Annotated in this window: 11 protein-coding genes; 4 read left to right on the plus strand and 7 right to left on the minus strand. The window is 72.1% G+C overall.

Annotated elements, in window-relative coordinates; genetic code table 11:
- A complete protein-coding gene (locus tag CEB94_RS05125; protein ID WP_175431019.1) occupies window positions 1–1,494 on the plus strand; it encodes a tripartite tricarboxylate transporter permease in 1,494 nt (497 codons plus the stop codon).
- A 5-nt stretch (window positions 1,495–1,499) separates the two neighbouring features.
- On the opposite strand, the gene CEB94_RS05130 is transcribed toward CEB94_RS05125, so the two are convergent.
- The 7 genes from CEB94_RS05130 to efeU form a co-directional block, all read right to left on the minus strand.
- Complete coding sequence (locus CEB94_RS05130) at window positions 1,500–3,446, minus strand: DUF2264 domain-containing protein (RefSeq protein ID WP_175431020.1); 1,947 nt, start codon at window positions 3,444–3,446, stop codon at window positions 1,500–1,502.
- A gap of 22 nt (window positions 3,447–3,468) precedes the next feature.
- Window positions 3,469–4,524 carry a LacI family DNA-binding transcriptional regulator gene (locus tag CEB94_RS05135; protein WP_175436896.1) on the minus strand — a complete coding sequence of 352 codons (1,056 nt, stop codon included), beginning with the start codon at window positions 4,522–4,524 and terminating at the stop codon, window positions 3,469–3,471.
- 43 nt (window positions 4,525–4,567) lie between these two features.
- Entirely contained in the window at window positions 4,568–6,217 is a 1,650-nt protein-coding gene (locus tag CEB94_RS05140; protein ID WP_175431021.1) for an extracellular solute-binding protein, read from the minus strand.
- Between the two features lie 17 nt (window positions 6,218–6,234).
- Window positions 6,235–7,122: a carbohydrate ABC transporter permease gene (locus CEB94_RS05145; RefSeq protein WP_175431022.1), complete on the minus strand. Its 888-nt coding sequence runs from the start codon at window positions 7,120–7,122 to the stop codon at window positions 6,235–6,237.
- Window positions 7,119–7,973 (minus strand): ABC transporter permease, encoded by an 855-nt coding sequence (locus CEB94_RS05150; protein ID WP_175431023.1) that lies wholly within the window; start codon window positions 7,971–7,973, stop codon window positions 7,119–7,121. The genes CEB94_RS05145 and CEB94_RS05150 overlap by 4 nt, the downstream gene beginning before the upstream one ends.
- 242 nt (window positions 7,974–8,215) lie before the next feature.
- Window positions 8,216–9,490, minus strand: coding sequence for an iron uptake transporter deferrochelatase/peroxidase subunit (gene efeB, locus CEB94_RS05155; RefSeq protein ID WP_175436897.1), 1,275 nt, complete (start codon window positions 9,488–9,490; stop codon window positions 8,216–8,218).
- A gap of 47 nt (window positions 9,491–9,537) precedes the next feature.
- On the minus strand, window positions 9,538–11,589 hold the full coding sequence (gene efeU, locus CEB94_RS05160) for an iron uptake transporter permease EfeU (RefSeq protein ID WP_175431024.1): 2,052 nt from the start codon (window positions 11,587–11,589) through the stop codon (window positions 9,538–9,540).
- A gap of 265 nt (window positions 11,590–11,854) precedes the next feature.
- Between efeU and CEB94_RS05165 the strand changes: the two genes are divergently transcribed.
- From CEB94_RS05165 to CEB94_RS05175, 3 genes are all read left to right on the plus strand, one after another.
- The gene (locus tag CEB94_RS05165) at window positions 11,855–12,964 is read left to right on the plus strand and encodes a GDSL-type esterase/lipase family protein (RefSeq protein WP_175431025.1); all 1,110 of its coding nucleotides are present in this window, start codon (window positions 11,855–11,857) and stop codon (window positions 12,962–12,964) included.
- Window positions 12,965–13,299: 335 nt separating this feature from the next.
- Window positions 13,300–14,931, plus strand: coding sequence for a cellulase family glycosylhydrolase (locus CEB94_RS05170; protein WP_175431026.1), 1,632 nt, complete (start codon window positions 13,300–13,302; stop codon window positions 14,929–14,931).
- 229 nt (window positions 14,932–15,160) lie between these two features.
- Complete coding sequence (locus CEB94_RS05175) at window positions 15,161–16,255, plus strand: acyltransferase family protein (protein ID WP_246112131.1); 1,095 nt, start codon at window positions 15,161–15,163, stop codon at window positions 16,253–16,255.
- Window positions 16,256–16,259: the final 4 nt, after the last annotated feature.

Consider the following 16,259-nt stretch of genomic DNA (forward strand, 5'->3'; position numbering starts at 1 on the left):
ATGGATGCCTTCAACTCCCTTCTGGACGGCTTCGGTACGGCCCTGACGCCGATCAACCTTCTGTGGGCCGTGATCGGTGTCCTGCTCGGCACGGCGATCGGTGTGCTGCCCGGCATCGGCCCTGCGATGGCGGTGGCGCTGCTGCTGCCGGTGACGTACGGGCTCGACCCGACCGGCGCGTTCATCATGTTCGCGGGCATCTACTACGGCGCCATGTTCGGCGGCTCGACCACCTCCATCCTGCTCAACACACCGGGTGAGAGCGCGGCGGTGGTGGCGGCCATGGAGGGCAACCCCATGGCCAAGTCCGGGCGCGGCGCCCAGGCCCTCGCGGCGGCCGCCGTCGGGCACTTCGCGGGCGGCCTGATCGGCACGCTCCTGCTGGTGGCGCTCGCGCCGACGGTCGCCAAGCTGGCGGTGGACATCGGCGCTCCGGACTATTTCGCCATCATGGTGCTGGCGTTCATCGCGGTGACGTCGGTGCTCGGCTCGTCCCGCATCCGTGGCCTGGCCTCCCTGCTGATCGGCCTCACCCTGGGCCTGGTGGGCCTGGACCAGATGACCGGCCAGCAGCGCCTGACGTTCGGGTCGCTCCAACTGGCCGACGGCATCGACGTGGTGATCGTCGCCGTCGGTCTCTTCGCGATCGGCGAGGCCCTGTGGGTGGCGGCGCACCTGCGGCGCAGGCCGCCCGAGCCGATCCCGGTGGGCCTGCCGTGGCTGGGGCGCGACGATGTGAAGCGGACCTGGAAGTCGTGGCTGCGCGGCCCGTTCATCGGTTTCCCGTTCGGCGCGATCCCGGCGGGCGGCGCGGAGATCCCGACCTTCCTGTCGTACGTGACGGAGAAGCGCCTGTCCAAGCACAAGGACGAGTGGGGCAAGGGCGCCATCGAGGGTGTCGCGGGTCCGGAGTCGGCGGCGTCGGCATCGGCGGCGGGCACGCTGGTGTCGATGCTGACCCTGGGCCTGCCGACCACGGCGGTCGCGGCCGTGATGCTGGCGGCCTTCCAGCAGTACGGCATCCAGCCCGGCCCGCTCCTCTTCGAGCGCGAACCCGACCTGGTGTGGGGCCTGATCGCCTCCCTGTTCGTCGGCATGGTGCTGCTGCTCGCGCTCAACCTGCCGCTGGCGCCGGTGTGGGCGAAGCTGCTGCGCATCCCGCGGCCGTACCTGTACGCCGGGATCATGTTCTTCGCGGCGGTCGGCGCGTACGCGGTGGGCGGCGAGGTAATCGACCTGGTGATCCTGCTGATCATCGGCCTGATCGGCTTCGGCATGCGCCGCTACGGCCTGCCGGTGCTGCCCGCCGTGATCGGTGTGATCCTCGGCCCGAACGCCGAGCAGCAGTTGCGGCGTGCCCTGCAGATCAGCGACGGCAGCGTCACGGGTCTGGTCAACACGCCGTTCGCGGTGACGGTGTACGCGGTGATCGTGCTGCTGCTGGCGTGGCCGCTGCTGAGGAAGGCGGTGACGCGGAGCCGCGCCGCGGCCTGACCCGGTCATCGCGGCACCCGCTCCAGGGTGCCGTCCGGGAAGCGGATCTCCACCTCGCCGGCCGCGGTGACCCGTACGCGCGTTCCTGAACCTCGCGCGTGCGGGTCGCCGCCGTTCACCTCCGGGTCGGCGCTGAGCACGACGAGGGTCACCAGGAGGTGGGTGCCGCCCGGATGGGCGGGCAGGGTGAGGTGCGGGGTCGCCGAGTGGTGGCCGTAGGCGTTGGTGCCGACCGCGTGCGTCACCGCCGCCCCGGCGTCCTGCCACCCGTGCAGTCCCACGATCGCGCTGGTCAGCCCGTCCGCGCGCCGGGCCAGTGCCCGGCATGGGCCGGTCCGCCCGGTCGGGGGCCCGGTGTCGTCGGCGACGGCCCATCCCCCCTCGCGCACGGGCGTGCCGGGCGGCGCCTCGACGCGGTGCACCCGCACCTCCCACGGGCCGTGGACCGCGCTGACCGTCTCGATGCGATGCCCTTCGCCGCCGCCCGGGAGCACGGCCCGGTGCCAGGAGGCGGCACGAGCGCCCTCGACGGCGAGGGGGTGGATCCGGCCGCGCGGGGTGGGTGTGCCGTCGGGGGCGAGCAGGGCGATGTGGTTGTCGGGGCCGGTGTGCGGTGCCGGTGGGGTCTCGGGGGCGGTGGCGCTGGAGTAGGCGAGCCGGGCGTAGTGCGGGCTGTCGTCCGACGTCGCCGGCGGGGGTGGCAGGCGGTCGCTGCCGTGGTTGACGAGTCGTACGATCCCGTCGGCCGCGGTGGAGTGCAGCAGCCAGCCCGGGGCGGGTAACGCGCGGCGGACGTCACCCGTCTCGACCGGGCCGGGCTCCTCGGGCACGGTCCACACGGGGTGGCCGGCGGGCAGGAGCAGGCCGAGGAAGGCCTTGCTCGCCCAGTAGGGGGAGGCGGGGCCGGAGTACCGCTGGGTGACGGGGAGAAAGGACCGGTACCAGCCGAGCGTGAGCAGTCCCCGCTCGTCGGGCACGCCCCGCTCGGCGAAGTGCTTCAGCGCCCCGGAGGCGAGGCGGCGGGTGCGGCCCGGCGGCAGCGGGGTGGCGTCGGCGAGGACGCCCGCCCACAGGGGCGCGGCCGTGGCGAACCGGTAGGTGAGGGAGCGGCCCTGGTGGAGCGGGGCGCCGTCGGCGCCGAAGAAGTGCTGGTGGTCGTGGAGGAGTGAGCGCAGGCGCGTACGGTGTTCCGCCACCAGCCGGGGGTCGGCGCGCGGCCCCGCGATCCGGGCCCAGAGCACCGGGTACAGGTGCAGGGCCCAGGCGTTGTAGTAGTCGAACTTGCGGCCGTCGCCGTCGGTGTACCAGCCGTCGCCCCGGTACCAGTCCTCCAGACGGGCCAGCCCGGCGTCGATCTCGTGGCGGCTGTGCGGGGCGCCGACGGAGGCGAGGAACTCCTCGGTGATGACCTGGAAGAGCCGCCAGTTGGAGTCGTTGACGACCGCTCCGACGAAGCCGCCCAGCCAGTCGGCGATGCGCTGCCGTACGCGGTCGTCGAGCCGGTCCCAGATCCAGGGGCGGGTCTCGTGCAGGGCGATCGCGACGGACGCGGCCTCGACCATGGGCTGGCCCCGGTCGGTGATGGGCGGCCAGCGGTCGGGGCTGTGCGGGTCGGTGCCGGAGGCGAGCCCGGCCGCGTACCGCTCGATCAGGCCGGGCGTCCGACGCCCGCCCGAACCGGCGATGCGGAACGCGGCCAGCAGGAAGGAGCGGGCGAAGCCCTCCAGCCCGTCCGACCAGGGCCCGGAGTGGCTGGGCGGGCCAGGGAGGCGGTACTGGGCAAGGCCCGGGGAGGCGTAGGGCGTCAGGGCGTCGAGGAGGCGGTCGGCGATCGCCTCCCAGTGAGCGCGGGTCCAGCCGGTGTACGGCGAGGTCCGGGGGTCGGGCGGGGGCAGGCCGGGCAGGTTGGGGAGGTGCGTCGGGTCGGGGAGCGACACGTGCGGCGCGCTCATACGGGTGCGGTTCCTCCGTTGGTCACAGGGCACGCCCGGGCGGGGGCGGGCCGGCGCTGTCGCGGACGACGATGTGGGTGCCGAGCAGGTGGTGGGCACCGGCGGCGTGCTCGGGGTCGCGCAGGGCGATGCGCACGGCGGCCCGCCCGAGTTCCTCGGCGGGGGTGCGGACGGTGGTGAGCGGCGGGTTGAAGTCCTCGGCGAGGGGGATGTCGTTGTAGCCGACGACGGAGAGGTCACCGGGGACGCTCAGCCCGGCCTCGGCGATGGCACGCAGGGCACCGGCGGCGACCATGTCGTCCCCGGCGAAGACGGCAGTGAACTCCCTTGTCTTCTTCAGCAGTTCGGTCATCGCCCGGTGGCCGGCGGCGCGGCCGAGACCGCAGTCGACGACCTGCGCGGCCTCCGGCGGCAGCCCGTGTTCGGCGAGGGCGGCCCGGTAGCCGGCGACGCGCGCGTCGAGGGCGGTGTTGCCGGGCAGGCCGCCGAGGAACACGATCCGGCGGTGCCCGGCCGACAGCAGATGGCCGGTGACGGCGTGGGCTCCGGCCTCGTTGTCGAACTCCACGACCAGCGCGGGGATCTCGGGGCCGGGCGCGGGCCGGCCGCAGAGCACGAGCCGGGCTCCGCAGGAGTCCAGGGCGTGGGCGTAGTGGGCGACGCGCTCGCGGTAGGCGTCGTCCTCGACGACCCCGCCGACCAGGATCACCAGCCGGGCGCCCTCCTCCCGCATGAGCTGCACGAACTCCATCTCACGCTGGGCGTCGCCGCCGGTGGCACCGACCACGCAGAGCCAGCCGCGGTCGGCGGCCTCGGCCTCCACGCCCTCGGCGACCTGGGCGTAGAAGGGGCTGGTGACCTGGCGGACCACGACGGCCGCCATCTTCCGGCCGCCGCCGACCAGGGCGCGGGCGTGCGCGTTGGCCACGTAGTCGAGGTCGCGGGCCGCGCGCAGGACCCGGGCCCGGGTCGCGGCGGGCACCGGGTGGTTGCCGCTGAGCGCGCGGGACGCGGTCGCCGTGGACACGCCCGCCCGCTCGGCGACCTCGCGGATCGTGACCCGCCCCTTGGACCCCATGTCGTTCCCCATCCCCCGCGTCTCCTCTGCCGCCCACCGCTGTTCAGGCGTTGGCCGCGTAGTCCTTCGCGTACTCGTCGGCCATTCTGTCGCCGCCCCGGCCGCGCCACTTCTTCACCGCCGCGTCCCACTCCGACAACGGCAGACGCCCGGCGATGATCCCGGTGACGGTGTCGTCGAGGAAGGTCTTGAGGGTGGCGCCCTGGGAGTTGTTCGTCCCGGACTGCAGCCCGAAGGAGGCGTCGCGGATGGCATGCGGCACGACCTTCCGCTGCCAGGTGTGCAGCGCGCGCACGGCGTCGGGCATGCCGGGCACGAACAGCACCTGGGGGCCCTCGGCGAGATACTTCAGCGGCAGGTTGGTGTTGTTCTCGATCTCGCCGAGCTTGGTGAGTTCGGGCGAGCCGTCCTTGCCGCGGGTGAAGTGGACGCCTTCGACGCCGTAGTGGACGAGCTCCCATTCCTCGCTGCCGAAGGGCGCGGCGAGGTAGTCGAGGATGCGCAGGAGCAGCTGGACGCGTTCCTTCCCGGCCTTCTTCAGGACGGTGTAGCCGAAGGAGCGGCGGGCGGCGACGATGCCGCCGGGCTCGCCGCCGACGCTGTAGGGGAGGGCGGCCGCCGGGTTCATCTTGCCTTCGGACTCCCGGTACTTGGGCAGGTAGGCGCCGAACCCGTCCTGCATGGAGCCGACGGTGCCGTTGTAGTAGAGGGTCGTCAGGTCGATCTGGGAGATGGACGTGGCGTCGGGGTGGTAGGAGCCGTTCTCGCGCAGCTGTGCCTGGAAGGCGATGGACGCCTTGTAGCGTTCGTCGGCCGCTGCCGGCAGGAAGGTGCCGTCCTTCGTGACGGCCCAGCGCTGGGGCGCGTTGTGGGCGGCGGAGTGGAAGCCGTTGCCGAAGAGGGACCCGTTGGCGGCGCCGAGCATGTACGTCCTCGCACGCGTGCCGCGCCGGGCCACCGCGGTGAAGTCCTCGGCGCTCCAGCCTTCCTTCATGCCCGAGTCGGCGAACAGGTCCTGGTTGACCCACAGGGTCGAGCCGGGCAGCGGGCGTTCCAGCGGGACGCCGTAGAGGAGTCCGCCGATGCGGCCCATGTCGCGCCAGGCGTGGGTGGGGATGTTGGCGAGGTTGGGGTAGTCGGTGATCGCGTCGCCGGAGAGGTAGGGCGTGAGGTCCTGGGCGCGGCGCTGCACGAACTGCGCCTCCCGGGGCAGTGTGAAGCCGGCGAACATGTTGATGATGTCGGGCAGGGCGTCGGCGTCGCCGGCCATGACCGTGGCCATCTTCTTCTGGTAGTCGGCCTGGGAGATGATCGTGTACTCGATCTTCACGCCGAGGGCCTTCTCGACGGCGGCCCAGAACCGGTTGGCGGAGGCGGGCTTGGGCGGCGTGCCGAAGGAGACGGTCATGACGCGGACGGTGGAGCCGTCGCCGGGGGTGCCGGAGACGGACTTGACCAGGTCGGTCGGGTAGGAGGTGTATCCGGCCTGGACTCCCTCCCCGGTGGGGGCGAGGTCCGGCTTCGGCCCGGCGGCGGGACGGTGGGCGGGCCAAGGGGCGAGTTTCTTCCCGGCGTTGGAGACATCGCCGTCGCCGGAGCCCGAGGAGCAGGCGGTCAGCAGAGCGGGGGCGGAGACGGCGGCACCGCCCACCGCCATGGAGCGCAGGAGGGTGCGTCGGGACATGCGGGGCATGGATGAACCACCTCGTGTCAGCTCTTGATGGCGCCGGTGAGCACGCCCTTGGTGAAGTACTTCTGCAGGAACGGGTAGACCAGCAGGATCGGGACGGTGGCGATCACCAGCACCGCCATCTGCACGGTCTGCGGGGCGGTGACGGTGGCCTCGCCGGTGGTCGCGTCGGTGAGCCCGGCCCCGGCCACCACGTAGGTGCGCAGCACCTGCTGGAGCGGCCAGTGGTCGCTCTCCAGGTACAGCGAGGCGTAGAACCAGGAGTTCCAGTAGGCGACGGCGTAGAACAGGCCGACGACGGCGAGCGCGGCCTTGGACAGCGGCAGCACCACCGACACCAGCACCCGCCAGTCCCCCGCCCCGTCCAGCCGGGCCGCCTCGTAGAGCTCCTCGGGGATCGACTGGAAGAAGCCGCGCAGGACGACCAGGTTGAACACGTTGACCAGGACGGGCAGGACGAGCGAGGCGTAGGAGTCGAGCAGGCCGAGTTCCTTGACCAGCAGGAAGCTCGGGATCATGCCGGGCGGGAAGAGGAACGTGAAGAGCACCAGCAACAGGACGGGCCTGCCGCCGAAGACGCCGGGCCGGGACAGCGCGTAGGCCAGGGTCACCGTGCAGGCGAGGCTGAGCAGCGTGCCCGCGACCGTCACGCCGACGCTGACGCCGAGGGCGTGGGTGACGATGCCGCCGTCGAAGATGTCGCGGTAGGCGTCGAGCGTGGGCTCGCTGGGCCACAGCACCCAGCCGCCGTTGTCGACGACCTCCTGGGTGGAGGCCAGGGAGGTCGACACGATCACCAGGAACGGCACGCACACCAGCAGCACGACCGTGGCCAAGGCGAGGACCTTGGCGGCCTGGGTGAGGGGCCGGGGCTTCTCCATCCAGCCGGGCCGGGCGGACACGCTCACCGGTAGACCCCCTGTTCGCCGAGCCGGTGGGCGACCTTATTGGCCGCGTAGACCAGGAGGGCGCCGACCAGCCCTTTGAACAGGCCTGCCGCTGCCGCGAATCCGTAGTCGCCGCCGACGATGCCCTGGTGGTAGACGAAGGTGTCGATGACCTCGGCGGCCTGGGGGCCGACCGCGTCGCGTTGCAGCAGCATCTGCTCGAAGCCGACGGAGAGGATGTCGCCGAGCCGCATGATGAGCAGCAGTACGACCACCGGGCGGATGGCGGGCAGGGTGACGTGCCAGAAGCGCCGCCAGGGCCCGGCCCCGTCGATGGCGGCCGCCTCGTACTGCTGCTCGTCGACCTGGGCGAGGGCGGCGAGGAAGATGATCGTGCCCCAGCCGGCGTCCTTCCAGATGACCTGGGCGACGACGAGCGGCTTGAAGGCGTCGGGGTCGCCGATGATGTCGACGGTGTGCAGACCGGCACCGCTCAGGCCGCTGTTGAGCAGACCGGTGTCCCCGAGCACCTGCTGGAACAGCGCGACGACGATCACCCACGAGATGAAGTGCGGCAGATACGCCACCGACTGCACGAACCGGCGCACCGTGCTCCAGGTGAGGGTGTGCAGCAGCAGGGCGAGGCCGAGCGGCACCGGGAAGTAGAAGACCAGCTGGAGGACGGCGATCCAGAGGGTGTTGAGGACCGCGTCCCAGAAGGCACCGTCCTCGGCCATGCGCCGGAAGTTGCCGAACCCCACCCAGGGGCTCCCCCACAGGCCGTCGAACGGCACGTACTCCTTGAACGCGATGACGTTGCCCACGAGAGCGCCGTAGTGGAACAGCAGGAAGTAGGCGACACCGGGGAGCATGAGCAGAAACAGCGTCCGGCTGCTGCTTCTCTGAAAACCTTTACGCTCGCGTCGCGCTCCTCCGGACGGGCGGCGACTGGGACTCACCCCCTTCACACCTGCTCGTTCCCGTAAGCCAGTTGCCACGGTTCCCCCTCACTTCGGCGAGTTCGGTGAGGGGAAGTTAAAACGCTTTCAGTGCGCGGTCAACACTTCTGACACGGACGGGACTTCGGCCCGGGGGGTAGCGGTGTCCAAGTGCTTCAGGCCGAGAGCAGTCCTCTGCCCAGCCAGTCGGAGGAGTCCCGCACACCGGGCAGGGCGAAGAAGTAGCCGCCGCCGGTCGGAGAGATGTAGTCCACGAGGGGCTCGTCGATCAGCCGGGTCTGCGTGGCCTCGAACTGGCGGCGCACGTCCTGCTGGTAGCAGCAGAAGACCAGCCCCATGTCGAGGTCGCCCACGCGGTCGACGCCCCGGTCGTAGTTGTAACCCCGGCGCAGGATGCGGGAGTTGTCGGTCTTCGGGGTGCGGGGGTTGGCGAGCCTGATGTGTGCGTCGAGCGGGATCGCCGTGCCGTGCGGGTCCTTGGCGTAGTTCGGGCTGTCGGTCTCCCGGGCGCCGTCCAGCGGGGCGCCGGTGTCCTTGCGCCGGCCGAACATCAGCTCCTGCTCGGACAGTGAGACCCGGTCCCAGAACTCCACGAGCATCCGGATGATCCGGACGACCTGGTAGCTGCCGCCGGCCGCCCAGGAGGGCTCGCCCTGCCCGTCGCCGACCCACACCAGGTGGTCCATCTCGCGGGCCGACGCGACGTCCGGGTTGGCTATGCCGTCCTTGAAGCCCAGCAGGTTGCGCTGGGCCCCGGTGGGACGGGGCGCGTTCTGGAAGCCGTCGACGCGCCACCGGATCCGCAGGGCGCCCCGCGTGTGCTTGGTGATGTCGCGCAGGGCGTGCAGCACGGTGTCCTGGCGGGCGGCGCAGATCTGTAGGGACAGGTCGCCGTGGCATTCGGCGGGGTTCAGGTTGTCGTTCGGGAAGGTCCGCATGGGCGTGAGCCGGCGCGGCTTGGCCCGGGCGAGTCCGTAGCGGTCGTCGAAGAGGGAGGCGCCGACCCCCACGGTGACGGTGAGCGCGTCGGCCGGGACGCCCGGGCCGAGGATGCCGTTGTCCGAGGGCGGGGCGCCGACTCCGAGGTCCTCGGGCGGGCCGCCGGCGGTGAGGAAGCGGGCCCGCTGGGTCAGGGTCCGCAGCAGGTCGGCCAGTTCCGCGCGGTCGCCGGCGATGACGTCGAAGGAGACGAAGGCGGCGGCCTTCTGCTGAGGAGTGAGGATTCCGGCCTGGCGGGTGCCGTGGAAGGGCACGGCGGCGCCGTCCGTCCCTTCGGCGGCTCGGGCCGTGCCGTCACCGCTCTCGGCGAGCGCGAACCCGCCCCCGGCCAGTACGGCTCCCGCGGCTCCGGCGCCCAGGGCCGTTTTGACGAAGGAACGGCGGCCGGCGTGGGCGGGGCAGCCCGGCGCAGGCGTGGCAGCGGACGGCATGGGGACGTTCCCTTCGGTGTGTTCGTTGTGCTGGGGGCGGCCGGTGCTCACGCGGACTTCCTGATCTCGAGCAGGTCCGGCACCGGCGACAGGTCTTCCAGGAGCTGCCCCGTGGCCCCGTCGATCCGGGCCTTCGCGGTCCGGCCGAGCCGGTCGACGGGGGTCCAGCGGCCGTCGCGGTGCTCGGCGTCGAGCAGCGTCTGGAGTCGCGCGATGTCAGCGTCGACGGTGGGGAGCAGGTGCGGGGCGCGGCTGGTGAGCAACGGCCGGAGTACGGCGAGCAGTTCGCGTGTGCCGGCGAGGTTCGCGTCGGCCGTGGCCAGTCCGGTGCCGCTGCCCTGGTCGGTGTCGCCCGTCAGCTCGAACTGGAGGGTGTTCTCCAGGATCTCGTGGGCGCGCAGGGGGAGGTCGGAGGCGTCGAAGTCCTGGTGCGGGAAGGCCTTTCGCAGTCCGGCGCTGTCCTCGGCCAACTGCTGTGCCACACCCGTGAGTCCGGCCGCCGGCTCACCGTGCCACAGCCCGTACTCGATCCGCTGGAAGCCGGTGAAGTCCTTGTCGTGGACCCCGCCCGGCAGACCGTCGGGCCGTCCGTCGATCTTCTGGTCGAAGTTCTCGAAGGTGCCGTAGGCGGCGCCGAGGGAGGCGTAGGTGCGGTGCGCGGTCAGCCAGTCGGCGCGTGCCGTGTCCAGGTGCCCGGCGCGGATGTCGTCGCTGAGTTTCCGGGTCTCGACGACGAGCGTGGCCAGTCCCCGGTTCACGTACGCCTTATAGGCCTTGAGCGGGGCGGCGAGATCCCGCTCGGAGACGGGGACGACGGCGTGGGCGCCGGCGGTGCCGCCGACCCGAACCGCCTTCGAGGTGACGGCCTTGCCGTCGGCAGGCACGCAGCGCCAGGCGTACGTGCCGCCCGCCACGGTGGCGACCAGGTCCCGGGTGGTGCCGGGGGCCAGGCCCTCGATCTCGCCGTAGACGGCGTCGGAGGACGGATCGATCAGGTACACCTCGGACGCCTGGTTCCCCGTGTTGTGCATCCGGAAGTCCTGCCGCCCGGGCTCGGGCGCGGTGAAGCCCCGACCGCAGTCCGTCTCGGAGACGGCGACGGCCTCGCCGGCGGCGGGCTTGGGGTGGGCCAGGGCGACGACGAGGCCGGCCAGGGCGGCGGGGACGGCGACGACGGCGACGGGCAGGAGCCACCGGGGGCGGGTCGGTGCGGGGCCGGCGGGCCGGTCGGGTGCCGCGCTCCCGGGCTGGGGCGGCGCGGTGGTGTCGCGGCTCCGCGCCTCTGGCTCTGAGCGCACTCCCCGCACGAACAGCGTCATCACCACGGCGAGATAGCCGGCGTACCCGGCCACCTGGAGCCAGGTCATCGCCGGAGTCAGATTGAGAACGCCCTGGAGCAGCGTGCTGTACCAGGCCCCGGCGTCGACGCTGCCGCTCAGGTCGAAGGCGTACGCCGCCCCGCCGGGCAGGACCGCGCCCTCCTGGAGGTCGCGCAGCCCGTAGCCGAGCACGCCCGCGGCGATGACGACGAGGACCGCGCCGGTGACGGTGAAGAAGCGGGTGAGGTTGATGCGCAGCACCCGGCGGTAGAGCCCCCAGCACAGGAGGGCCGCCAGGACGAGCCCGACGCCCGCGCCGGTCAGGGGCCCGGCCGACTCGTGCGCCGCGCGGGCCGTGGTCCACAGGAACAGCGCGGTCTCCAGGCCTTCACGCCCCACCGCGAGGAAGGAGGTGAGGACCAGGACACCGGCGCCCATGGCCAGGGCCTCGGTGACCTTCTCCTTGATCTCGCCCGCGAGGCCGCGGGCGGATCGCCGCATCCAGAACACCATCGCGGTGACGAAGGCGACGGCGACGATGCTCAGCGTTCCACCGAAGGCCTCCTGCGCGGAGGTGGACAGGGAGGCCGCTGTGAAGGTCAGGACCGCACCGAAGCTCATCGACAGCGCGATCGCCGCCAGCACGCCGGTCCACACCTGCGGCAGCCGCGACCTGGCCCCGGCCCGCACGAGGGTGGCGACCAGCACGGAGACGATGAGCCCGGCTTCCAGCCCCTCCCTCAGCCCGATCAGAAAGCTCGGAAACGAGTCGTCCCACATGTATCGCGGCCCTCCCGGCCCAATGCCCCGGCACCCACGGAAGCGGGTTAGCCAAGGCATGCCTTACCGACGCCGACCATCATGGACTCGGCTCTCTGGGCATCCGGTCATGAATGCCTCATGGCCCGGCAAAAGTCCTCAGAGGGCGCCGACGGCACGTGCGCTCGCCTCTCACCCTCACGCCCTCACACCTCTTGACGCGTCAATGACAACGATGGCTTGATGAGGTGGGAGCGCTCCCACCTCATCAAGGGAAGGGACCACCATGCACAGAACCCCCCACTCGTCTCCGCACCTACGCGTCGTGACGGTTCTCGGTCTCCTGGCCGCCCTGCTCCTCCCCCTCGGCATGACGTTCGCCCCGGGCGCGCTGGCCGCGCCCGCGGCGGACCCCGTGCGCGTCATGCCGCTCGGCGACTCGATCACCGGCTCACCGGGCTGCTGGCGGGCCGTGCTGTGGAACCGGCTGGTCGACAGCGGACGCAAGGACATCGACTTCGTCGGCACCCTCCCGCCGCAGGGCTGCGGACAGGCGCACGACGGGGACAACGAGGGTCACGGCGGCGAACTGGTCACCAACGTGGCGGACCGGGACCTGCTGCCCGGCAGGCTGGCCGCCACCCGTCCGGACATCGTTGTCATGCACTTCGGCACGAACGACGTCTGGAGCAGCATCGCCCCGGACCGCATCCTCGCCGCGTACACCAAGCTGGTGGCGCAGATGAGGGCCTCGAATCCGGACATGCGGATCCTCGTGGCCCAGCTCATCCCCATGAACCCGAGCAGTTGCGCGGCCTGTGCGCATCGGGTCGTCGACTTCAACGCGACGATTCCCGGCTGGGCCCGGGCGACCGGCACCGACCGCTCCCCCGTCACCGTGGTCGACCAGTGGACCGGTTTCAGCACGGCCACCGACACCTACGACGGCGTGCACCCCAACGCCTCCGGCGACAACAAGATCGCCGCCCGATGGTTCCCGCCCCTGGCGGCGGCCCTCGACGCCGGCGTCCCGCAGGACCCGGGCGGTCCCGGCGACCCGGGCGAGGACCCCGCCGCCTGCACCGCGCGCTTCCGGGCCCTCTCCTCCTGGCAGGGCGGCTACCAGGGCGAGGTGACGGTGACGAACACATCGGCCTCCGCCGTCTCGGGCTGGACCACGACCGTCGTACCGGCGAACGGCGCGCGTCTCACCCAGCTCTGGAACGGCAGCCTCACCACGGCCGCCGACGGCACGGCCACCGTCGGGAACGCGGCGTGGAACGGCGCCCTCGCCCCCGGCGCGAGCGCCACGTTCGGCTTCGTCGCCTCCGCCCCGGCAACGGCCGGCGCCCCGGCGGCGACCGTCACCTGCACGGGGAAGGCACCGGCCGGATGACGCCGGACACCCGGCACGACGAAGGCACCCGCCACCCGACCCCCGGCACGGCCGAAGCACCAACCACCTGACACCAGGCACCAACCCCTTGACGCCCGGCGGGGCCAAGCACCAACGACCTGATCCCCGACACCCGGCACCCGGGCGCCCGACGGGGCCAAGAGCACCCACCACCCGGCACCCGCACCAGACAGACCGCACCCGGCAAGAGCACCCGCTCGGCGAGAAGCCCACCCCGGTCACGGGCCGACGCGCACCGGCACCCACCTCACCACCAGCCCGCACCCCGCCCGGCACAGGCCCCTTCCCCACCCACCCCCACCTCTGGAGCCGCCATGAGACCCCACACCCGCAACGCCCCGCGCCTCGCCACCGTGGCCACGGCCCTGCTCGGGCTCCTCCTCTCCTTCCTCTCCCTCAGCACCCCCGCACAGGCCGCCCCCACCGGCTTCCGCATCGAGAACGGCCGGCTCCTCGAAGCGTCCGGGAACGACTTCGTGATGCGGGGCGTCAACCACGCGCACACCTGGTATCCGGACCGGATCAGCTCCCTCGCCCACATCAAGGCCAAGGGCGCCAACACCGTCCGCGTCGTCCTCTCCAGCGGTGACCGCTGGACGCGCAACGACGCCGCCGACGTGGCGAACGTGGTCTCCCAGTGCAAGCAGAACCGGCTGATCTGCGTCCTGGAGGTGCACGACACCACGGGCTACGGCGAGCAGAGCGGAGCCGTCACGCTCTCCCGCGCCGCCGACTACTGGATCAGCGTGCGGAGCGTGCTGGCCGGTCAGGAGGACTACGTCATCGTCAACATCGGCAACGAGCCGTACGGCAACACCAACTACGCGGCGTGGACGGCCGACACCAAGGCCGCGATCCAGAAGCTCCGCGATGCCGGCTTCGATCACACGATCATGGTCGACGCGCCCAACTGGGGCCAGGACTGGGCGTTCACGATGCGCGACAACGCCGCCTCGGTCTTCGCCGCCGACCCGGACGCCAACACGATCTTCTCGATCCACATGTACGGCGTCTTCGACACCGCCGCCGAGATCACCGCCTATCTGAACCGCTTCGTCACCGCCCGGCTCCCCATCGTGGTGGGTGAGTTCGGCCACGACCACTCGGACGGCAACCCCGACGAGGACACCATCCTGGCCGTGACCCAGCAGCTCCGCCTCGGGCACCTCGGCTGGTCGTGGAGCGGCAACAGCAGCGACGTCGGGTATCTGGACATGGTCGCGAACTTCGACCCCGACCAGCTCACTTCCTGGGGGCAGCGGCTCTTCAACGGCGCGAACGGCATCGCCGCCACCGCCAAGGAGGCCGCGATCTACTCCGGCGGCGGCGACACCACTCCCCCGACCGCTCCCGGCACCCCGGCCGCCTCCGGGGTGACCTCCTCGTCGGCCACCCTGACCTGGGCCGCCGCCTCCGACGCGACCGGCGTCACCGGCTACGACATCGTGCGGATCAGCGGCGGCACCGAGACGGCCGTCACCAGCAGCACCCGGACCACCGCCACCCTCACCGGCCTGTCCCCCGCCACCTCCCACACCTTCGCCGTCTACGCCCGCGACGCCGCCGGCAACCGCTCGCCCCGCTCGGGCACGGTGACGGTCACGACCTCTTCCGGCGGCTCACCCTCGGCCTGCGGTGTCGGCTACAAGGTGACGGGCAGCTGGTCCGGCGGCTTCCAGGGCGAGATCGTCCTGCGCAACACCGGCACGTCGGCGATCAACGGCTGGACGCTGCGCTGGACCTTCCCGGACAGTCAGCGCATCACCAACCTGTGGGGCGGTACGGCGACCCAGAGCGGCTCCGAGGTGAGCGTCGCGGCGGCCTCGTATACCGCGACGATTCCCGCGTCGGGCTCGGTCACCCTCGGCTTCACGGCCTCCCGGTCGTCCGCGAACCCCAGCCCGACGGCCTTCACCCTCAACGGCGCGGACTGCTCCGTGAACTGACCGCGCCCCGGTACGGCGCTGCCGCCGGGCTCCGGACCCGGCGGCAGCGCCGTCGCTGTGATCCGCGCTACACCCGCACCGGGAAGCGGTTTACACCGTCCCGCAGTGGTCAGGCGGCGGGGATGTCGCACCGGCTCCCCACCGCCGTATCCCCGGCGAGACGCGTAGGCACCCGTCCGGGTTCCCCGAACTCCGTGCGGGGGGTGTGATGAGCGAGGACACCCTGCGCATGCGCGCGGTCCCGACCGGCGGGACGGAACGGAAAGCGCCGCCCGTGACGGAACCGGCCGGCCGGCGGGACGCCTTCTTCGACAACGCCAAGTACCTGGCGATCGTGCTGGTGGCCATCGGCCACTCCTGGGAGCCGCTGCGGGACGGAAGCCGGACCGTCAGCGCGCTCTACATGGTCGTGTACGCCTTCCACATGCCGGCGTTCATCGTGATCTCCGGCTACTTCTCGCGCTCCTTCGACGCGAGCCCCGGGCGGATCAGGCGCCTGGTCACCGGGCTCGCCGTGCCGTACGTCGTCTTCGAGACGGCGTACACCCTGTTCACCCGGTGGACCGACCAGGAGCCGGACCGGCCGGTGAGCCTGCTGGACCCCCTCTACCTGACCTGGTTCCTGGCTGCCCTGTTCCTCTGGCGGCTGACCACGCCGATCTGGCAGCGCGTGCGGTGGCCGCTGCCGATCGCCCTCGTCATCGCGATGCTGGCGACGCTCTCGCCGTCGATCGGCGACGACCTCGACCTGCAGCGCGCCTTGCAGTTCCTGCCGTACTTCGTGCTCGGCCTGCTGCTGCGGCCCGAGCACTTCCGCCTGGTGCGGCGCCGCGCGGCACGGATCCTCGCCGTGCCGGTCCTCGCCGGCGCGCTCGCCGTGGCCTACTGGGCGGTGCCGCGGATGAGCGGCGCCTGGTTCTACCACCGCGACAGCGCCGAGGAGCTCGCGGCGCCCTCCTGGTACGGGCCCGTCATGACGCTGGTGACCTTCGGCTGCTCGCTGGTCCTGGCCGCCTGCTTCCTCGCCTGGGTGCCCGGGCGCCGCGCCTGGTTCACGGTGCTGGGCGCGGGCACGCTCTACGGCTACCTGCTGCACGGCTTCGTCGCGCAGGGGTCCAAGTTCTGGGGGTGGTACGAGCCGGCGTGGGTGCACCGGCCCCTGGGCGAGATCCTCGTGACGGTCGTCGCCGCGGTGCTCGTGACCGCGCTGTGCACCCCGCCGGTGCGGCGGGTGTTCCGCTGGGTGATCGAGCCCGACATGGCGTGGGCGTTCCGCCGGGACGCGCGCGATCAGGCGCGGGAGCGCAACGCCGTACGCGCGTGACAAG

The organism is Streptomyces hawaiiensis (assembly GCF_004803895.1).
Taxonomy (GTDB): Bacteria; Actinomycetota; Actinomycetes; order Streptomycetales; family Streptomycetaceae; genus Streptomyces; species Streptomyces hawaiiensis.